This is a genomic window from Klenkia taihuensis (assembly GCF_900112525.1).
Classification (GTDB): domain Bacteria; phylum Actinomycetota; class Actinomycetes; order Mycobacteriales; family Geodermatophilaceae; genus Klenkia; species Klenkia taihuensis.
This window is the reverse complement of record NZ_FOMD01000001.1, coordinates 602696-621097: the sequence shown is the minus strand read 5'-3', so window position 1 is coordinate 621097 and position 18402 is coordinate 602696. Positions and strand designations below refer to the sequence as shown.

At 76.0% G+C, this 18402-nt stretch carries 22 protein-coding genes; 10 read left to right on the top strand and 12 right to left on the bottom strand.

What is annotated here, in order from left to right; translation table 11 throughout:
• Nucleotides 1–59: 59 nt before the first annotated feature.
• Entirely contained in the window at nt 60–590 is a 531-nt protein-coding gene (locus BM158_RS03065) for a hypothetical protein (protein ID WP_091554601.1), read from the bottom strand.
• 63 nt (nt 591–653) lie between these two features.
• Nucleotides 654–2468, bottom strand: coding sequence for a phosphoenolpyruvate carboxykinase (GTP) (locus tag BM158_RS03060; RefSeq protein ID WP_091554598.1), 1815 nt, complete (start codon nt 2466–2468; stop codon nt 654–656).
• Between the two features lie 195 nt (nt 2469–2663).
• Here BM158_RS03060 and BM158_RS03055 point away from each other — a divergent pair, with 195 nt between their 5' ends.
• Nucleotides 2664–2861 carry a hypothetical protein gene (locus tag BM158_RS03055; RefSeq protein WP_091554597.1) on the top strand — a complete coding sequence of 66 codons (198 nt, stop codon included), beginning with the start codon at nt 2664–2666 and terminating at the stop codon, nt 2859–2861.
• On the opposite strand, the gene BM158_RS03050 is transcribed toward BM158_RS03055, so the two are convergent.
• Genes BM158_RS03050 through BM158_RS03040 form a run of 3 tightly spaced genes read right to left on the bottom strand, consistent with a single transcriptional unit; the run spans nt 2858 to nt 4966 of the window.
• Nucleotides 2858–3613, bottom strand: coding sequence for an alpha/beta fold hydrolase (locus BM158_RS03050; protein WP_091554595.1), 756 nt, complete (start codon nt 3611–3613; stop codon nt 2858–2860). The genes BM158_RS03055 and BM158_RS03050 overlap by 4 nt on opposite strands.
• A 21-nt stretch (nt 3614–3634) precedes the next feature.
• Nucleotides 3635–4258: a DUF1707 SHOCT-like domain-containing protein gene (locus tag BM158_RS03045; RefSeq protein ID WP_091554593.1), complete on the bottom strand. Its 624-nt coding sequence runs from the start codon at nt 4256–4258 to the stop codon at nt 3635–3637.
• Between the two features lie 15 nt (nt 4259–4273).
• Nucleotides 4274–4966 carry a DsbA family oxidoreductase gene (locus tag BM158_RS03040; protein ID WP_091554591.1) on the bottom strand — a complete coding sequence of 231 codons (693 nt, stop codon included), beginning with the start codon at nt 4964–4966 and terminating at the stop codon, nt 4274–4276.
• 54 nt (nt 4967–5020) lie between these two features.
• Here BM158_RS03040 and BM158_RS03035 point away from each other — a divergent pair, with 54 nt between their 5' ends.
• Nucleotides 5021–5404, top strand: a complete 384-nt coding sequence (locus BM158_RS03035; protein WP_091554589.1) for a VOC family protein — start codon at nt 5021–5023, stop codon at nt 5402–5404.
• Here the strand turns inward: BM158_RS03035 and BM158_RS03030 are convergent.
• On the bottom strand, nt 5401–5778 hold the full coding sequence (locus BM158_RS03030) for an FKBP-type peptidyl-prolyl cis-trans isomerase (protein ID WP_091556228.1): 378 nt from the start codon (nt 5776–5778) through the stop codon (nt 5401–5403). The genes BM158_RS03035 and BM158_RS03030 overlap by 4 nt on opposite strands.
• A 183-nt stretch (nt 5779–5961) precedes the next feature.
• On the opposite strand from BM158_RS03030, the gene BM158_RS03025 reads away from it, so the two are divergent.
• Nucleotides 5962–6954, top strand: a complete 993-nt coding sequence (locus BM158_RS03025; RefSeq protein ID WP_091554587.1) for an isopenicillin N synthase family dioxygenase — start codon at nt 5962–5964, stop codon at nt 6952–6954.
• Between the two features lie 55 nt (nt 6955–7009).
• Here the strand turns inward: BM158_RS03025 and BM158_RS03020 are convergent, their stop codons facing one another.
• The gene (locus BM158_RS03020; RefSeq protein WP_229827486.1) at nt 7010–7657 is read right to left on the bottom strand and encodes a hypothetical protein; all 648 of its coding nucleotides are present in this window, start codon (nt 7655–7657) and stop codon (nt 7010–7012) included.
• A 101-nt stretch (nt 7658–7758) separates the two neighbouring features.
• Nucleotides 7759–7929 carry a CsbD family protein gene (locus BM158_RS03015; protein WP_091554586.1) on the bottom strand — a complete coding sequence of 57 codons (171 nt, stop codon included), beginning with the start codon at nt 7927–7929 and terminating at the stop codon, nt 7759–7761.
• A gap of 266 nt (nt 7930–8195) precedes the next feature.
• On the opposite strand from BM158_RS03015, the gene BM158_RS21270 reads away from it, so the two are divergent.
• Both BM158_RS21270 and BM158_RS03005 read left to right on the top strand, forming a co-directional pair.
• The gene (locus BM158_RS21270) at nt 8196–9083 is read left to right on the top strand and encodes a TetR/AcrR family transcriptional regulator (RefSeq protein ID WP_229827487.1); all 888 of its coding nucleotides are present in this window, start codon (nt 8196–8198) and stop codon (nt 9081–9083) included.
• A gap of 53 nt (nt 9084–9136) precedes the next feature.
• On the top strand, nt 9137–10027 hold the full coding sequence (locus tag BM158_RS03005; protein WP_091554584.1) for a Rieske (2Fe-2S) protein: 891 nt from the start codon (nt 9137–9139) through the stop codon (nt 10025–10027).
• 6 nt (nt 10028–10033) lie between these two features.
• Here the strand turns inward: BM158_RS03005 and BM158_RS03000 are convergent, their stop codons facing one another.
• Entirely contained in the window at nt 10034–10900 is an 867-nt protein-coding gene (locus BM158_RS03000) for a LysR family transcriptional regulator ArgP (protein WP_229827488.1), read from the bottom strand.
• Between the two features lie 71 nt (nt 10901–10971).
• Here BM158_RS03000 and BM158_RS02995 point away from each other — a divergent pair, with 71 nt between their 5' ends.
• A complete protein-coding gene (locus tag BM158_RS02995) occupies nt 10972–11592 on the top strand; it encodes a LysE/ArgO family amino acid transporter (protein ID WP_229827489.1) in 621 nt (206 codons plus the stop codon).
• On the top strand, nt 11589–12128 hold the full coding sequence (locus BM158_RS02990) for a GNAT family N-acetyltransferase (protein WP_091554582.1): 540 nt from the start codon (nt 11589–11591) through the stop codon (nt 12126–12128). Before BM158_RS02995 ends, BM158_RS02990 begins: the two co-directional genes overlap by 4 nt.
• On the opposite strand, the gene BM158_RS22610 is transcribed toward BM158_RS02990, so the two are convergent.
• Nucleotides 12129–14456: a phosphatidylglycerol lysyltransferase domain-containing protein gene (locus BM158_RS22610; protein WP_091554581.1), complete on the bottom strand. Its 2328-nt coding sequence runs from the start codon at nt 14454–14456 to the stop codon at nt 12129–12131.
• Nucleotides 14453–15466, bottom strand: coding sequence for a lysylphosphatidylglycerol synthase domain-containing protein (locus BM158_RS02980; RefSeq protein WP_165628818.1), 1014 nt, complete (start codon nt 15464–15466; stop codon nt 14453–14455). The genes BM158_RS22610 and BM158_RS02980 overlap by 4 nt, the downstream gene beginning before the upstream one ends.
• 113 nt (nt 15467–15579) lie before the next feature.
• Here BM158_RS02980 and BM158_RS02975 point away from each other — a divergent pair, with 113 nt between their 5' ends.
• Nucleotides 15580–16485, top strand: coding sequence for a polysaccharide deacetylase family protein (locus BM158_RS02975; protein WP_091554578.1), 906 nt, complete (start codon nt 15580–15582; stop codon nt 16483–16485).
• Here BM158_RS02975 and BM158_RS02970 read toward each other — a convergent pair.
• Entirely contained in the window at nt 16403–17398 is a 996-nt protein-coding gene (locus BM158_RS02970; protein ID WP_091554576.1) for a helix-turn-helix transcriptional regulator, read from the bottom strand. The genes BM158_RS02975 and BM158_RS02970 overlap by 83 nt on opposite strands.
• Nucleotides 17399–17459: 61 nt before the next feature.
• Here BM158_RS02970 and BM158_RS02965 point away from each other — a divergent pair, with 61 nt between their 5' ends.
• Both BM158_RS02965 and BM158_RS02960 read left to right on the top strand, forming a co-directional pair.
• Nucleotides 17460–17885, top strand: a complete 426-nt coding sequence (locus BM158_RS02965; RefSeq protein WP_091554573.1) for a VOC family protein — start codon at nt 17460–17462, stop codon at nt 17883–17885.
• 25 nt (nt 17886–17910) lie between these two features.
• The gene (locus tag BM158_RS02960) at nt 17911–18396 is read left to right on the top strand and encodes a hypothetical protein (RefSeq protein WP_091554571.1); all 486 of its coding nucleotides are present in this window, start codon (nt 17911–17913) and stop codon (nt 18394–18396) included.
• Nucleotides 18397–18402: the final 6 nt, after the last annotated feature.

Below are 18402 nucleotides of genomic sequence, written 5' to 3'. Positions count from 1 at the left end.
GGGGTGGGGGATGCGGACCCGACGCTAACCGCCGGGCGGGCCCGGTGCCCGCAGGAGGGTCAGGACGGCGGCAGCGGCGGGCGCTGGTAGGGCTCGGCCCGCGGGTAGGCGTTCGTGCTGGACTCGGGTGAGCGCCAGGCCTGCGGCTGGCCGTCGGGCACCGCGGTGAACCCGTCGTCCTCGTCGTCGTCCCGGCGGCGGGGACGACGCCCCTGCGGGACCAGCGACAGCAGGACGAGGACGCCGCCGACCACCAGCGCACCGCCGAGGGCGCCGAAGGTGCGGAGCCCGTCCAGCGCCGCGCCGGCCGCGGGGAGCTCGGTCCCGGACAGGGTCCCCGGGGCCACCTGGGCGAGCACGCCGAGGGCGAGGAACGGGGCGCCGGCGAGGAAGGGCACGAGCGGGGACACCCGGCGCGCGGCCGCGGCCAGCCCGAGGACCCCCGCCCCGACGGCGAGCCAGACGAAGCCCTCGGTGCTCGTGGCGTTCGCCGCCACGGCGGTCGCCAGCCGCACCACGCCCTGCCCGACGGCCAGCAGGGCGCCCGCGGCGAGGACGAGCCCGAGGACGAAGCCGGCGACATGCCTCATGCGACGGACCGTAGCCGCGCCGGGCCCGACCGTCGACGCGAACGGCCCGGCCCGGCGTGGCGGTCAGGCGAGGCGGCTCCGGAGGATCTCCAGCTCGTCCCACATCGTGGTGGGGAGCTTGTCGCCGAACTTCTCGAACCACTCGGTGATCTGCGGGATCTCCTCGCGCCACTCCTCGGGCCGCACCGCGAGCGCGGCCTCGACCTGCTCGGGGGTCATGCCCAGGCCCTCGACGTCGAGGGAGTCGGCGGTGGGCACGTGGCCGACCGGGGTCTCCACGGCCGAGGCGGTGCCCTCCAGCCGTTCGACGACCCACTTGAGCACGCGGGAGTTCTCGCCGAAGCCCGGCCACAGGAAGCCGCCCTCGTCGTCCCGGCGGAACCAGTTGACGTAGAAGATCGCCGGCAGCTTGGTGGCGTCGGCGGACTTGCCGGTCTCCACCCAGTGGTTGAAGTAGTCGCCGGCGTTGTAGCCGATGAAGGGCAGCATCGCGAACGGGTCGCGGCGGATGACGCCGACGGCGCCGGTGGCCGCCGCGGTGGTCTCCGAGGACAGCGTCGCGCCCATGAACACGCCGTGGTTCCAGTCCCGGGCCTGGGTGACCAGCGGGATGGTGGTCTTGCGGCGGCCGCCGAACAGGATCGCCGAGATCGGCACGCCCTTCGGGTCGTCCCACTCGGGGGCGAGGATCGGGCACTGAGTGATCGGGGTGCAGAACCGGCTGTTCGGGTGGCTGGAGGGCTCGTCGGACTCCGGCGTCCAGTCGCGGCCCTTCCAGTCGGTGAGGTGGGCCGGGGGCTCGTCGGTCATGCCCTCCCACCAGACGTCGCCGTCGTCGGTGAGCGCCACGTTGGTGAACACCGAGTTGCCCTGCTCGATGGTGCGCATCGCGTTGGGGTTGGTGTCCCAGCCCGTGCCCGGCGCGACGCCGAACAGGCCGAACTCGGGGTTGAGGGCGTAGAGCCGGCCGTCCTCGCCGAACCGCATCCAGGCGATGTCGTCGCCGAGGGTCTCGACCTTCCAGCCCGGGATGGTGGGCTCCAGCATCGCCAGGTTGGTCTTGCCGCAGGCGCTGGGGAACGCGGCGGCGATGTAGTGCACCGCGCCCTCGGGGTTGGTGAGCTTGAGGATCAGCATGTGCTCGGCCAGCCAGCCCTCGTCGCGGGCCATGACCGAGGCGATCCGCAGCGAGTAGCACTTCTTGCCCAGCAGGGCGTTGCCGCCGTAGCCCGACCCGTAGGACCAGATCATCCGCTCCTCGGGGAACTGGACGATGTACTTGGTCGTGCTGCACGGCCACGGGACGTCGGCCTGGCCGGGCTCCAGCGGGGCGCCGAGGGAGTGCATGGCCGGCACGAAGGGCCGGTCGGTGCCCATGGCCTGCAGCGCTGCGGTGCCGATGCGGGCCATGACCCGCATGGAGACCACGACGTACTCGGAGTCGGTGAGCTCGACGCCGAACATCGGCGACTCGGCGTCGATGGGGCCCATGCAGAACGGGATGACGTACATGGTGCGGCCGCGCATGCAGCCGCGGTACAGCCCGGTCATGACCGACTTCATCTCGGCCGGGTCCATCCAGTTGTTGGTGGGACCGGCGTCGGCCTCGTCGACGGAGCAGATGTAGGTGCGGTCCTCGACCCGGGCGACGTCGCTGGGGTCGGACTGGGCCAGGAAGGAGTTGGGCTTGGCGGCCAGCCGGGTGAAGGTGCCCGCGGCCACCAGCTGCTCGGTGAGCCGGGTCCACTCCTCGTCGCTGCCGTCCACCCACACCACGCGGTCCGGGGTGGTCAGCTCCGCCATCTCGGCCACCCAGGCCAGCAGCCGGGAGTGGGTGGTGGGGGCGTTCTCCAGACCGGGGGTGGCCACGGACGTCACGGGCGTCTCCATCCATCGTTGCCGCCGGTGCGGAGCTCGCCCCGGCGCTGGTGCGATCGGACGAGGCTAGCGCCGCAGCAGGGCCACGGACAGATGGAACGGGTGAGACGTATCTGACGTCTTGTCCGTGACCAGACGTCTGGGACGTCTTGCAGGTCCGGTTGGCGACGGCCCTGCGCGGGCACGGGGTCGGCCATGACCGTCACCGACCCCGACGTCCCCGACCCCGCCGCCGACCCGCGCACCACCCAGGCCGACCCCGGCGCCCTCGCCGAGGGCGCCGACCTCGCCTCCGCCGAGGACGACGACCTGGCCGCCGGCGAGGACGAGCTGTCCGACGACCCGGCCGGCGAGGCCGACGAGCAGCTGACCGAGCAGCAGCCCCCGGGCTAGGCCCGGGCCAGCGCCGCGAGCGCCCCGGCCACCTCGGCCGGGGCCTCCAGCGCGGTCAGGTGCCCGGAGCCGGGCACCACCACCGCGGTCGCGTCGGGCCGCAGCGCGCGCAGCTCCGCCAGCCGGTCCTCCGGCGGGGTGGGCGCGTCGTGCTCGCCGAAGAGCAGCAGCACCGGCGCCGGGAGGTCCCGGACGGCGGCCGAGGTGTCCGGCCGCGCGGCCAGCGCGCGGCAGACCCAGGCGACGTCCGCCGGGTCCTGCGAGCGGATCATCGTGGCCACCCGCTCGGCCAGCTCCGGGCCGGCGTGCGGGCCCAGGCCCTCGGCGACGGAGTCCAGCACCGCCCCGATCCCGTGCTGCTCCAGGTCGTCGGCGACGGCGAGGCGGTCGGCGGGCACGTCGGGCGGGCCGACCTCGGTGGTGGTGTCGCACAGCGCCAGGGCCGCCACCCGCTCCGGGGCGCGGCCGGCCAGCATCGCGGCGACGTACCCGCCGGTGGAGAGCCCGGCCACGACCGCCCGGTCGGCGCCGAGCTCGTCGAGCAGTTCGAGGACGCCGTCGACGGCGAGCTCCAGCGACGGCTCGCCGGAGGCCGGGGAGCCCAGGCCGGGCAGGTCGACGGCGACCGGCCGCAGCGGGGCCGGCAGCAGGGCCGCGACGTCGTCCCACAGGCGGTGGTCCAGCGGGAAGGCCGGCAGCAGGACGACGACCGGGCCGGGCCGGTCGGGGAAGGGGTCGGCTCGGTTCAGCACCGTCGGCCACTACCCGGCGGCTCAGAACCGGAAGCGGCCGACCTCGTACGGGTACCGGACGACGACGTCGCCCATCGAGACCTTGCCGCGCACCACCAGGTGCAGCTGCCCGTGCTGCGGCCCGGCGGGCACCTTGCTCTTCACGCTGCCCATCCCCGCCGAGACGCCGTCGACGTCCGCGGTCGCGCCGTCGGGGAGGATGAACCTGGCGGTGCCGGCGCCGAGCTTGACCCGGACCTCGACCACCTGCTGGGGCAGCACCGCCCGGGTGAAGTCCAGGACGGCGTCGCCCATCGTGCTCTGCACCTCGAGGACCGGGGGCACCTGCCAGGCGCCGGTGCGCTTGATGTCGCCCATCCCGGACTTCAGCACCACCGGCGCGGGGCCCGCGGGGGGCGCGGGCTGCCAGGTGGTCGGGGTGGCCGGGGGTACGACGGCCAGGCCCGACGGCGCCGGGGGGTGCTCGGGCGGGAGGTCGGCCAGCGGTGGCTGGAGGTCCTCGGCGTACCGGGCGGCGTAGACGGTGGTCAGCCGCTCGTCGAGCTCGGCGAAGCTGATCCGCCCCTCGGCCATGGCGGTGTGCAGCCGCTGCGCGGCCCGCTCCCGGTCGGCGTCCGAGATACGGATCCGCGGCGTCCCCTCCATGACCGCGACCCTAGGTCACACGGTGCAGCTGTCGCCCTCGCAGCCCGCGGCCGGCGGCACGGTGGCCAGCGGGTGGCTGTCGGCCCAGGCCCGCTCCAGCAGCTGCAGCAGCACCGACGGGTCCTGGGCGCCCGCGGCGCCGTAGGTGCGGTCGACCACGAAGAACGGCACGCCGGTGGCGCCGAGGGCCTGCGCGGTGGCGATGTCCTCGCGGACGGCGTCCAGGTACCGGCGGTCGGTCAGCGCGGCGCGCACCTCGTCGGCGTCCAGGCCGACCTCGGCGCCCAGGCCCACCAGCGAGTCCAGGTCGAAGACCGACACCTGCTGCTCGAAGTGGGCGTGCAGCAGGCGCTCCTTCATGGCGTCCTGCTTCCCCTGCTCGGCGGCCAGGTGGATGAGCTGGTGGGCGAGCAGGGTGTTGCCGCTGACCCCGTTCGCCAGGTCGTAGTGCAGGCCCTCGCGCAGCGCCAGCGCGTCCAGCGAGGTCATCTGCTCGCGCATCTCGTCCTCGGAGCGGCCGTACTTGCGGGCCAGCGCCGGCAGGGTCGGGTGCACGTCGCCCTCGGCGACGGTGGGGTCGAGCTGGAAGCTGCGCCAGACCACCTCGACGGCGTCGGCGTGCTCGAACCGCGACAGGGCGGTCTCGAACCGGCGCTTGCCGATGTAGCACCAGGGGCACACGACGTCGGACCAGATCTCCACCTTCACGCGCGGCCCAACACCCCTTCCGCCCGCGGTGTTCCCCGGGCCAGGATCGGGGCCGTGCTGGACCACCTGGGCATCCCCTGCGCCGACCCCGAGGCCGCGCTGCGCTTCTACCTGACCGCGTTCGCCCCGCTCGGGTTCCGGGAGGCGGCGCGGTTCGGCACCCCCGCCGGGCCGGTGATCGGCGTCGCCGGCGCCGACGGCGTCCCGCACTTCTGGCTGGCCCCGCACGGGGGCCGCACCGACGGCGAGGTGCACCTGGCGTTCACCGCGCCGGACCGGGCCGCGGTCGACGCCGTGCACGCCGCTGCGGTCGCGGCCGGCTTCGAGGTGCTGCACGCGCCGCGGGTGTGGCCCGAGTACCACCCCGGCTACTACGGCACGTTCCTGCGCGACCCCGACGGCAACAACGCCGAGGCCGTGCACCACTCCGTCGGCTAGCGCACGCCGACGAGGTCGACGACGAAGACCAGCGTGGCGCCGGGCTTGATGACCCCGCCCGCGCCGCGGTCGCCGTAGGCCTTGTGCGGCGGGATGGTCAGCCGGCGGCGGCCGCCGACCTTCATGCCGGCGATGCCCTCGTCCCAGCCGGTGATGACCATGCCGACGCCGAGGCGGAACTCCAGCGGGTCGCCGCGGTCCCAGGAGGCGTCGAACTGCTCGCCGCCGTCGTGGGTCACGCCCACGTAGTGCGCGGACACCAGGCTGCCGGGGGTGGCCTCGGCGCCGTCGCCGACGGTGATGTCCTCGACGACGAGGTCGTCGGGGGCCGGGCCGGTGGGGGGCTCGACGTCGGGACGGGTCAGCTCGGCCACGCGGTTCTCCTCGGGTCGGGTGCCGGGGAGGTCCCGGCGTCCGTGGACCACCCAACCAGACCTGCCGGTGTGAAGCCTGCGTTACGTCTGGTCGCGGGGCCTTGCCGGCTGCCGGGACCCCGGTTCGAATGGGCCGCAGAGCCGCGGCAGCTGCCGTGCGGCCACCCCTCGGGGGTCCCCACCATGAGCACGCCCACCCTGTCCGAGCTGGCCCGCGAGTCCCGGATGGGTGCCCCCGGCACCCTGACGACCGACCGCGAGGTCCGCCGCATCTCCCTCGCCGACCTGGCCACCCGCCGGGCCGAGGTCACCGAGCAGCTGTGGTCGGCCGCGACCGACATCGGCTTCTTCCAGGTCGTCGACCACGGCATCACCCCCGCGGAGGTGGACGGCGCCTTCGCCGCCGCGCGGGCGTTCTTCGCGCTGCCCGCCGAGGTCAAGGCGCGCTACCCGATGAAGAAGGGCCTCAACGCCGGCTACGAGTTCAAGTCCCAGGTGCGACCCTCGGTCGGGACGCCGGACCAGAAGGAGTCCTGGCAGCTCACCCGCCCGCACATGGAGGGGCTGTGGCCCACCGACGGCGAGGTGGCCGGGTTCCGCGACACCGTGCTGGCCTTCGAGGCGCACTGCCACGAGGTGGCCATGACCGTGCTGTCCTGCTTCGCCGACGTGCTCGAGCTGCCGCGCGACTTCTTCGCCGGCGTGCACGACCCGGCGAACCCGCAGTACCAGTCGTGCCTGCGGCTGATCCACTACATGGCGTTCCCGGACGAGCTGGTCGGCGTCCCGGGCACCTGGCGGGCCGGCGCGCACACCGACTTCGACTGCCTGACCCTGCTCTTCCAGCGGGCCGGGCAGGACGGCCTGCAGGTGCTCCCGGGCGCCGAGGCGGCCCGGCCCTCGGCGGTCGGGTACGCCTGGACGCCGGTGCCGGCCACCGACGAGGCCATCACCTGCAACATCGGGGACATGCTGGAGCGCTGGTCGGGCGGGCGGCTGCCGTCGAACTTCCACCGGGTGGCCGCACCCGGCCCCGGGGACCCGACCGACCCGCGCTTCTCGATCGCCTACTTCGCCCAGGCCGACAAGGACGCGGTGATCGAGGCCCCGGGCGAGGAGCCGATCACCGCCGGGGACTTCCTGCTGCGTCGCATCCAGGCCAACTTCCGCACCTGAGCACGCCTCCGCCCCGGCCCCCGTGCGGGGGCCGGGCCGGAGCGCAGGGGGTGGATCAGTCGCCGAGCCCGGCGCGGTCGACCTTGCGGTGGAACCGCATGCCGGCCAGGCCACCGAGGACCGAGCCGACCAGGGCGACACCGGCGACGACCAGCGCCACGACGATCGCGGTGGTGCTCAGGTCACCCTCGTTGACGGGCAGTCGGGGGAAGGCGTTGAGCTGGCCCAGCACGTCGTACTGGTTGCCGGCGACGGCGGCCAGCACCGCGACGACGACCGCGACGACGACGGCCCAGACCCACACCGCGATGCCCTGGCGGGCGCCGTGGAAGCGGGCCATGCGGCCGGCCACGTAGCCACCGGAGTAGTAGGAGAGGAACAGGATCACCAGGAGGGCGATGCCCCCGGCCCAGCCCACGGCCTGCGGGTTGTTCGTGGCGTCGTCGGCGGCCTGCGACAGCGAGGTGTCGGTGGCCAGGCCGACGGCGGTGCCGGCGGCGGCGACGAGGGCGGTCAGCAGCACGGCCATGCCGGTGGCGGTCAGCCAGCCGAAGAAGGCCGAGCCGATCTTCACGCCGCCGGCGCGCTGCTTCTCCGCGGCGACGACGTCACGACGGGTGGGGGTGGCGGCCACGGTGGTGTCGGCGGGCGCGGCGTGGGCGCCCGGCGTGGTCGCGGGGCGGGGGTTCGGGTCGATGGACACGGTCACTCCTGGGACGGGTTCCCGCTCCGGGCGGGGGTGGACGGGTGGACGGGTGGTGCGGGGCCGGGGCCGGGCGGTCGTCGCCCGGCCCCGAGGGCGGCCTACTTGAAGACGTCCTTGACCTTCTCGCCGGCCTGCTTGGTGTTGGCGGAGGTCTGGTCCGCCTGGCCCTCGGCCTGGAGCTTCTCGTTGTCGGTGGCCTTGCCGATGGCCTCCTTGGCCTCCCCGACCAGCTCCTCGGCCTTGTTCTTGATCTTGTCGAGACCGCTCATGGCGTTGCTCCCGTGGGTCGGGCACCGTGGGTGGTGCCGGTTCCGGCAGAGCGGTCGCCCTGCCGGGCCCGGAGGGACGGATGAGTCCGCAACCGGATCGTCCGCAATGGTTCCTACGTCGTAAGCGCCCTGCGGACAGGGCTTCATTACGCCGTAAGCGCGCCGGCCAAACATGTGCGGGACAGATCACACCCCCCGCGTCTCGACGTGCGGCGCCCCCGTGTGCAAGGCAACCTCGACCGGACGGCACGACGGAAGGTGGACCAGTGGCAGCCCCCGGGGACGACCAGCCGGGTACGGACGTGGGTGCGATCCAGGACGGCGGGCTCGAGGCGCCCGACCACCCGGACGACCCCGACCTGCCCGAGAACCGGGGTCGACGCGCGGCCGAGGACGCCACCGGGCCCCCCAGCCTGGGCACCCGGGTGCCGCTGGACCGGGAGCGGATCATCTCCGCGGCCATCGACTACATCGACGCCCACGGCCTGCCCCTGCTGACCATGCGCCGCCTGGGGTCCGCGCTCGGGGTCGAGGCGATGAGCCTGTACCGGTACGTGCCCGGCCGCGACGACCTGCTCGACGGCGTGGTGGACACCGTCGTCGACGAGCTGTTCGCCGACGAGGAGGTGCTCTTCGAGCCGAGGTTCGGCTGGCAGGACTACCTCCAGCGGCTGGCCCACGGCGTCCGGCGCATCGCCCTGGCCCACCCGGCGCTGTTCCCGCTGGTGGCCACCCGCCCGCCGGCCGCCCCGTGGGTGCGCCCGCCGCTGCGCAGCCTGAAGTGGGTCGAGTCGCTGCTGCGCGCCCTGCACACGCACGGGTTCACCAGCGTGCAGGCCGTGGTGGCCTACCGTGCCTACACCAGCTTCCTGCTCGGGCACCTGCTGCTCGAGGTGGCCCAGCGCGGGGTGTCGGTGCACCCGGAGGACGACCCGGACGGCAAGCCGTCGACCAAGCAGCTGGACCTGGTCGAGTTCCCGCTGATCACCGAGCTGCAGCCGCTGCTGTCCCTGGACGAGACCCTCACCGAGTTCGAGGAGTCGCTGGAGAGCCTGCTCGACCGGCTGCAGACGATGCTGGAGACCGGCGCGCACCACCTGCCCCCGCCCACCGAGGACGCCGAGCTCCTCACCCCGCCGCCCACCGGCATCTGACCCGATCCGTCCGGACCGGTTCCGAACCCCGGGGGTCCGGGTAGGCCCGGGCGATGAGTCTCCTGGGCTTCCTCGACCGCATCGCCGACTCCCCCGCCCTCGACGGCGCCGACCGCCCCGCCCGCGCCGCCGTGCAGCGGGCGCTGCGGCCGCGCGCGGTCGAGGACGCGCTGCACGGCACCTGGCTCGGCCACCCGCTGCACCCGGTGCTGGCCCAGGTGCCGGTCGGCAGCTGGGTGGCCGCCGGCCTGCTGGACGCCGTCCCTCCCCTGCGGCCGGCCGCGACCCTGCTCATCGGCACCGGGGTGGCCGCCGCCGTCCCCACCGCCCTGGCCGGGTCGGCCGACTGGTCGCAGCAGGAGGTGGGCGTGCGCCGGGTCGGGCTGGTGCACGCCGCGCTGAACTCCGTCGCGCTGGGCCTCTACGCCGGGTCGCTGGTCGCCCGCAGGCGCGGCGCGGGGACGGCGGGGCGGGTGCTCGCCTACGCCGGGCTGGCGCTGGCCGGCGGCTCGGCCGCGGTCGGCGGGCACATGAGCTACGCGCAGAGCTCCGGGGTCTCCCACGCCGCCACCGCCGCCCGCTCGCTCGGCCACGACTGGGTGGACCTCGGCCCGCTGGAGGACCTGCCCGACGGCCGGCCCGCCCGCCGCACCGGCCCGGGCCAGGGCACCCCGGTGCCGCTGGCCGTCGTCCGCCGCGGCGACCGGGTGGACGTGTTCCTCGACGCCTGCGCCCACCTGGGCGGGCAGCTGTCCGACGGCGCGGTCGAGCAGGTCCGCGGCCGGGACTGCCTGGTGTGCCCGTGGCACGACTCGGCCTTCGAGCTCGACGCCGGCCAGCCCACCCGCGGCCCGGTCGCCGTCCCGCAGGAGAAGCTGCTGGTGAAGCAGGAGGGCGGCCGCGTGCTGGCCCGCCTGGCCGGCCGCCACACCGGCGACGACTGACCCGGCTCAGCCCAGGGCGGCCCGGGCGGCGGCGCGGACGGCGTCGGCGAGCGCGTCCAGGCTGGGCGAGCGCAGCTTCCACTGCTGCCACCACAGGACGACGTCCACCGCACCGGCCGGGTCGAGCTCCACCAGGCCGTCGTCCGGGCCGGTCTGCAGGTCGGGCACCATGCCCCAGCCCAGGCCGAGCCGGACGGCGGCCAGGTAGTCCGCGCTGGCCGGCACGAAGTGCGTGGGCGGGGTGGGCCGGTCGTGGGTGCGCCGGCGCAGGTAGGCCGCCTGCAGGTCGTCGGTGCGGTCGAACACCACCACCGGCGCCCGCCGCAGCTCACCCGGCGTCGCACCGCCGGGGAACCAGGCGCGGGCGAAGGCGGCGGTGGCCATCGGCCGGTAGGTCATCGACCCCAGCCGGTGCACCGAGCACCCGGGGACGGCGACCGGGTCGGCGGTGACCGCGGCCATCACCGTGCCGTCGCGCAGCAGCGCGCTGGTCAGCGACTGGTCGGCGACCCGGAGGTCGAGCTGCACCCGGTCGGCCAGCGGCGCGACCGCCGGCAGGAACCAGGTGGCCAGCGAGTCGGCGTTGACCGCGACCGGGAGCGCGGGCGCCCCGGGCGCGGTGCTGCCGCCGAGCTGCGCGGTGGTGTCGGCGACCAGCAGCTCCACCTGCCGAGCCAGCCGGAGCACCGCGGCACCGGCCTCGGTGGGGACGACGGGCCGGCTGCGGACCAGCAGCACCTGGCCGGTCGCGGACTCCAGGGCCCGCAGCCGCTGGCTGACCGCGGACGGCGTGACGTGCAGCAGCCGGGCGGCGCCGTCGAGGGTGCCCGCCTCGACGGCGGCGGCGAGCGCCTGCAGCTGGGCCAGGTCCATCGACAGCACAGCTTACGGTGCCGCAGAACCGTGCGCGGAACTGTTGCGCCGGGCCGCCTAGCGTCGGGCCCGTGGGAACCGCTGTGCTCGCCGGGCTGGGCCTGGGTCTGTCGCTGATCGTCGCCATCGGGGCGCAGAACGCCTTCGTGCTGCGCCAGGGCCTGCGCCGGGAGCACGTGGCCGCCGTCGTGGCCGTCTGCGCGGTCTCCGACGTGGTGCTCATCCTCGCCGGCGTCGGCGGGACCGGGGCGGTGCTGACCCGGGTGCCGTGGCTGGTGGACGTGGTCCGGGTGGCCGGGGCGCTGTTCCTCGGGGGCTACGCGGTGCTCGCCGCCCGGCGTGCGCTGCGACCGGCCGCGCTGGCCGCCGACGCCGGTGGCTCCCGGGCCGGGGCGGGTGCGGTGGTGGGCACGGCGCTGGCGCTGACCTGGCTGAACCCGCACGTCTACCTGGACACCGTGCTGCTGCTCGGCAGCGTCGCCGGCACGCACGGCGGGGACCGCTGGTGGTTCGCCGCCGGCGCCTGCGCGGCCAGCCTGCTGTGGTTCACCGGGCTGGGCTCCGGCGCCCGCGTGCTGCGCCCGGTGTTCGCCCGCCCCGCGGCCTGGCGGGTCCTCGACGGCGTCATCGCCGTCGTCATGGCCACCCTCGCGGTCTCGCTGCTGGTCGGGCCTGGTGGGATCACCGGGTGAGCGAGCTGCGCTGGCTGACCGACCCGGCCGAGGTGGACCCGTCGCTGCGCGCGGCGCTGCTGGCCTGCTGGCGGGACGTCACCAACACCGGCGGCGCCGTCGGGTTCCCCGTCGTCCCGGTGGACGACGCGACCGTCGCCCCGGTGCTCGACGCGCTGGTCGGCTCGCTGTCCGGCGGCGTCCAGCTGCTGGTCGCGACCGGGGACGGCGGCCTGGCCGGGTGGCTGGTGCTCGAGCGCAACCCGCAGCCGATCTTCGCGCACTGGGCCACGCTGAAGCGGGTGCAGACGCACCCGACGGCCCGGGGCACCGGTGTCGGCGGCCGCCTGCTGACCGCGGCCGCCGACCGGGCGCGGGGGCTGGGCCTGCACTCCCTGCACCTGACCGTCCGGGCGGGCACGGGCGCCGACGGCTTCTACGCCCGGTACGGCTACCGCGAGGTGGGCCGGTGGCCGGGCGCGATCCGGCTGGGCGACGGCGAGCTGCGCGACGAGCTGCTCATGCACCTCCCGCTCGGCACGGACCAGCCCGGCTGATCAGCGTGCGTCCTGGGTCACCGGCTCCGGCGCCCCAGGACGGACGTCGGCGGTCTCCGCCGGTCTCCGCCGGGCCTCCAGCAGCCGCCGCCCCACGGTCAGCACCAGCACCACCCCGGCCACCGACACCGCGTGCTGCACGTCGGCGATGCCCTGGTCCAGCACCAGCCCGCCGACCATCACCAGCGCCAGCGCCGCCCCGGCCCACCGCCGCCACCGCCCGGCCGGCAGGGTCACCACCAGCGCGGCGACCAGCGCCCAGCAGCCGGCCGAGGTGCCGCCGTCGACCTCGTGCAGCTGCAGCCGGGCCGGGTCGAAGCCCAGCGCCGCGGCCACCCGGGTGCCCACCAGCACCGGCACGGAGCCCAGCAGGTCGCCGGCGAAGAACCCGACGGCGGTCCACCGGCTGCCCAGCCGCGCCTCGGCCACCGGGAGCACCGCCAGGAGCAGCACGTTCACCCACACCAGACCGGGGCTGGCCTGCACGACCGGTGAGGTGAGCAGCCGCCAGACCTGGCCGTGGGTCAGCAGGTCCCACGACGACCCGGCGGCCTGGAAGAGCTGCTGGTGCACCTGCGGGTCGTAGGCGCTGGACAGCATCAGCCACAGCTGGACGGCGACGGCCGCCGCGGTGACCGGGAACCGGCGCGCCAGGTCGGCGGCCCGCACCAGCGGGTTGCGGCGGTCGGGGAGCTCGCCGAGCCGGGCGACCGCCACGGCCACCCGCGGCAGCGCGCTCTCCGACGTCGTCACCAGGTAGCGGGGCTCCCAGCGCGGCGCCCACTTGTCCTTGAACGACCGCAGGCCGGCGTAGTCCAGCAGCGCGCCGCCGTGCTCGTAGAGCAGGCGCATCACCCGGGCGGGCACCCCGGGCTGGCCCTCCAGGCCGGTGAACGGGGCCAGCCCCAGGTTCATGCCGGTGCCGCCGTCGGCGCGGAACCGGTCGGCCATGGCCACGAAGAGCTGGTCCATCACGCCGTTGACCGAGCCGGGCCGGCGGCGCATCAGGTCGAAGCTGCGCTCGCGGCCGCGGTAGGGCGGCAGCGTGTTGGCGAAGGCCTGCACCCGGTCCTCCGCGTCGACGACGGCGAGCACGGGGGTGGCGCGCAGCTGGTCGGCGTCGAACTGGCCGAGGGTGAAGGTGCGCTCGCGGTGCTCGCCGTCGGCCGACCAGGCGTCGGAGACCTCGCGCAGCCGGGCCAGGTCGGCGTCGGTGAGCGGGTGCTCGAGCGCGACCACCCGGTAGCCGGCCCGCTCGCAGCGGCGCACTGCGGAGCGGATGGACTTGCCGAGCCGCCCGGCCGGGGGCACCTCGGCGTCCAGCGGGACGACGGCCTCCTCGCCGATCTTGTACGCGCGTAGGCCCAGCGCGGCCAGGTCGTCGAGCTCGTCACCGGTGACCTGGTGGAACCCCGCGGTCCACCCGTTGCGGCGGCACAGCTCGAGGAACTCCCCGGCCACCGCGCGCCGGCTGCCCGGGGCGCCGACCGGCCCGCCGAGCGCGACCGCCGTCCGGCCGCGCAGGCCGTAGCCGACGAAGGCCTGCCCGTCCCGGCCGATCAGCCACCGCTTGTCCGGCAGCAGCTGGAAGTGCGCCAGCGAGGTGGTGGCGTGCTCGGCCAGCAGCCGGGCGACCACCGCCCGGTCGGCGCCGTGCTGCCGGCCGCCGGAGACCGCGGCCACCAGCAGCCCCGCACCCACCAGCACCACGGCCAGCGCCGCGCCGCGGGAGGCCGACACCAGCCACTCGGCGTGCCGGGTCAGCGGTTCGTCGTCCACCGGCAGCATGAGCAGCAGCCGGGCGGCCGAGCGGACCGAGCCCAGGAACGTCGTCCCGCCGCGGAACTGGCCGTCCAGCTCGTAGAGCCCGACGGTGGCGACGACGCCCACCAGCGCCGCGCCGCCGACCAGCACGGCGCCGCCGCGCCGGACCAGCATCGGGTCGCCGCGGGCCACGAACGACCGGCCGTTGAGCGCGACCCCGACGGTGAGCAGCGCGAGCACCACCGACACGGGGAGGTGCCGGTGCACCACCAGCGACCCGGCGGTGGCGGCCACCAGCGCCGCGACGGCGGCCACCCAGGCGGCCCGGCGGCCGCGCAGCAGCGCCCGGACCACCAGCAGCAGCACCAGCCCGGCGCCCAGCAGCAGGTACCGCCCGCCGTCGACGGCGGCCACGGCGCTGTCGAGGGGCCGCAGGCCCGGGGGGCGGCGGTGGTGCGGCTGCGGCAGCACGGCGGCCACCGAGGCCAGCGCGGACAGGCCCACGACCAGCGCCACCACGGCGTTGCTGCGCCGGACCCAGCGGCCGGCGGACACGACGTTCACGACTCCTCCTCGCGCAGCGCGACCCAGGCCAGCCCGCCGACGGCGAGCGGGACCCAGAACTCGGCGACCCGGAACAGCAGGGTGGCCGCGGCGGCGGTGCCCAGCGGCACCCCGGCGACGGCGAGCGCGGCGGCCGCGCCCAGCTCGGCCGCGCCGATGCCGCCGGGCAGCGGGCCGAGGATCGCCGCGACCGAGGCCAGCACGTAGGCCGACAGGGCCAGGCCCAGGTCGCGGGGTCCGCCGACGGCAGCCAGCGCCGCCCAGAGCATGAGCACCCCGGCCACGTCGACCGCGGTCGCCGCCAGCAGCGGCGGCACCGCCCGCACCGGGCGGCGGGTCAGCACGTCGGCGGCCTCGACCAGCTCCCGGGTGCGCGCCTGGTCCGGCGGAGCGGCCGGACGGCGCAGCACGGCGGCCCGCACCCGCGCGGCCCGGGCGGCCAGCGCCTCCAGGGCGGCCGGGCGGCGGACGGCCAGCACGGTGAGCGCGACCCGGGCGACCGACAGCAGGCCGAACAGCCCGCCGGCCAGCCGGTCCAGGCCGGTCAGCTCGCCGCGGGCGCCCAGCACCCCGAACCCGGCCAGCATCACCAGCAGGAAGCCCAGGTCGGTGACGGTGGCGGCCAGCAGGTACCCGGTGGCCACCTGCGGGCCGGGCATCCCGCGGCGCCGTCCGGCCCGGGTCATCGCGGCCAGCCCGGCCAGCCCGGCGGAGGTGACGACGGAGTTCAGCGCGACGGCGGCGACCGCGCCGCCGGCGACCGCGGGCAGGTCGGCGGCGCGCACCCGGGTGACCCCGGCCAGCGCGGCGGCGTGCAGCGCGGTCCAGGCGGCCCACCACAGCAGCAGCGCGGCGCCGAGGACCAGCAGCCAGCGCGGGTCGGCCAGGTGCACCCCGCGGACGACGCCGGCCAGGTCGCGCCGCTGGGTCCAGGCCGCACCGAGCACCACGGCGGTGACGACCGCGGCGACGGCCAGCCGCCGGCCCGTCGTCGTCCCCCGTGCGCTCACGTCGGGCGACGGTAGGTCGCGCGCAGCCGTTCGACGCCCGCTCCCAGGAGACCCACAGCCGGATCTGCCCGGTTGGCAGCGTTCTCCCAGGCCCCGGGCGGTAGAACGGGGCCATGAGCAGCAGCAGGAGGCAGTTCCTGGGCCGCGCCGGGCTCGGGATCGGCGGCCTGGTGGTCGGCGCGGCGGCCGGCGGGACGATCGGCACGGTCGTGGCCCGCGACGACGACCAGGTCCGCGACGAGGCCCGGCAGGCGGCCGAGGCCCGCTTCGCCGAGGCCGGCGGCGCCGCCGACGAGGGCGAGGCGGTCGCCCGGCTGGGCACGCACCGCGTCGTCTGGAGCACGACGGTGACCTCACCCGTCGCCTGCATCAGCTTCGACGACGGCCCGACGCCGGAGTTCACGCCGCGCATCCTGGAGGCGCTGGCCGCCGCCGGGGTGACGGCGACGTTCAACGTGATGGGCTACAACGCCGTGCAGCACCCCGACCTGCTGCGCGAGGTGCTGGCCGCCGGGCACGAGATCGGCAACCACACCTGGACGCACAAGGACCTGACCACGCTCACCGCGGCGCAGACCCGCGACGAGCTGGTGCGCTGCCGCGACGAGGTCGCCGCGCTGGTCGACCAGCCGTTCACCAGCTTCCGGCCCCCGCGCGGGGAGATCACCGGCTACGCGCTGCGGGTCGCCGCCGAGCTGGGCTACGACACCTACATCTGGTCGGTCACCCGCGGCCCCGGGGACAAGAAGGAGGTGCGCGAGATCGGTGACTACATGGGCGCGACGGTGGTCGCCGGCGACGTGCTGGGCCTGCACGACGGCATCGGCCAGGGCACCTTCGACCCCACCGCCTCCTTCGCGCAGGCGCTGTCGGAGCGGCGCGAGCTCGAGGTGCGGGCGCTGCCCTCGGCGCTGCAGCAGATCGCCGACCGCGGCATCACCCTGATGAGCGCGAACCGGCTGCTGGCGATGAGCGAGGCCGAGCCGGTCGGCGGCCAGCCGGCGACGACGGTCGACTGACCGCGGCGCAGCGGGCCCCCAGGTCGGCGAACGCCCGGGCCAGCTCCGGCGGTCGGACGTCGGAGACGTCGGCGTCCAGGCGCAGCAGCGCGGCCGCCAGGCCCACCCAGGACCAGGAGCCGGCCGAGACCCGGCAGCGGCCGCCGTCCAGCGGCTCGACGGCGCCGTCCCCCAGGTACGGCGCGACCGCCTCAGCCGGCGCGGCCAGCACCACCCGGCCCCGGCACGGCCACCCGGCGGCCGGGTCGCGCGAGCCGCGGAAGAGCGCGGCGACGAACGCGCCGGGGTCCCCGCCGGGCACCTCGCGCGGGGTGAACCGGGCGCCCAGCGGGGTGCGCGGGGTGATCCGGTCCAGCCGGAAGGTCCGCCAGTCGTCGCGGTCGAGGTCCCAGGCCAGCAGGTACCAGCGACCCTCCCGGGCGAGGACGGCGTGCGGCTGGGTGCGGCGCACCGCGTCGCCCAGGTCGAAGCGCAGCTCCTGCCGGGCCCGCACCGCGGCGGTGACCGCGACCAGCACCTCCTGGTCCACCTCGGCGACCGGCCGGCCCGGGACGGCGGCGACCTGCACGGCGTCCAGCCGGTGCCGCAGCCGCGACGGCATGACCTGGCGCAGCACGGCCAGCGCGCGGTGCGCGGCGTCGTCGGCGGACAGCTGCAGCGCGAGCGCGACCGCGACGGCCTGCTCGTCGTCCAGCAGCAGCGGCGGCAGGTCGGCCCCCGCGGCGAGCCGGTAGCCGCCGTCCGGGCCCATGGTGGCCTGCACCGGGTAGCCCAGGTCGCGCAGCCGGTCGACGTCCCGGCGCACCGTGCGGGGGCTGACCTCCAGCCGCTGCGCCAGCAGCGAGCCCGGCCAGTCGCGACGGGACTGCAGCAGCGACAGCAGGGACAGCAGCCGGCCGGGGGTTCCGCTCACCGGTCCAGGATCGCGCACGTATAGGTCAGGACCTGACCTACACTGCCGTCAGGCTGGGTGCATGAGCATCACGACGACCACCCACCTCAACTTCCGCGGCCAGGCCCGGGCGGCCCTGGAGCACTACGCCGACGTGTTCGGCGGCCAGGTGCAGGCCTTCACGTTCGCCCAGGGCGGCACCGACCGGGACCGCGCCGACGGCGCCGTCGACGACCAGGTCATCTGGGGCGGGGTGACCGCGCCGAACGGGTTCTCCGTCATGGCCTTCGACGTGCCGCCCGGCCGCTCGTACGACCCGGGCACCGACGCGGTCTACGTCTCCGTGCGCGGGGACGACCCGGAGGAGATCACCCGGTTCTTCCGCGGCCTGGCCGAGGGCGGCACCGTGCGCGCCGACCTGGGCCCGGCCGGGTTCTCCCCGCTGTACGGCATGGTGACCGACCGCTTCGGCGTGACCTGGGTCCTGGACGTCGCCGCCTCCTGGTGACGCCTGCCCGGGGCACGATGGCGCGGTGAGCACCTGGGACCACGCCCGCAACGCCGAACGTCGAGCAGCCGTCCGGGCCGTGGCCGCCGTCCTGGGCCTGCTGCTGGTGGTCTCGCTGTTCTCGACGTGGCTGACCGACACCTCGGCCGAGCCCGTCCAGGACGTGCTCGGGCTGGGCTACGGCCCGGCCGCGAGCGCGCGGGACGCCGACGGGTCGGTCGCCGCGGCACTGGCGTCGTCGCTGCCGCCCGTGCTGGTGCTGGCCACCGCCGTGGCCGCCGGCCTGGTGTCGAACGACCCGGGCCGGCGGCGCTGCCGGGCACTGGCCGGACTGGGCGTCGCCGCCACGCTGGCGCTGCTGCTGGTCGTCCTGGGTGTGGCGGTCGACGACGACGTCGTGGGCGGGCACCCGGGTCTGCCCCTCGCCCTGCTCGGCTGCGCCGCGGCCGCCGTCCTGGGGTTCCGGGCCGCCGCGTTCCCGCTGACCCGCAACCGCGACGCGGTTCGCTGATCGCCG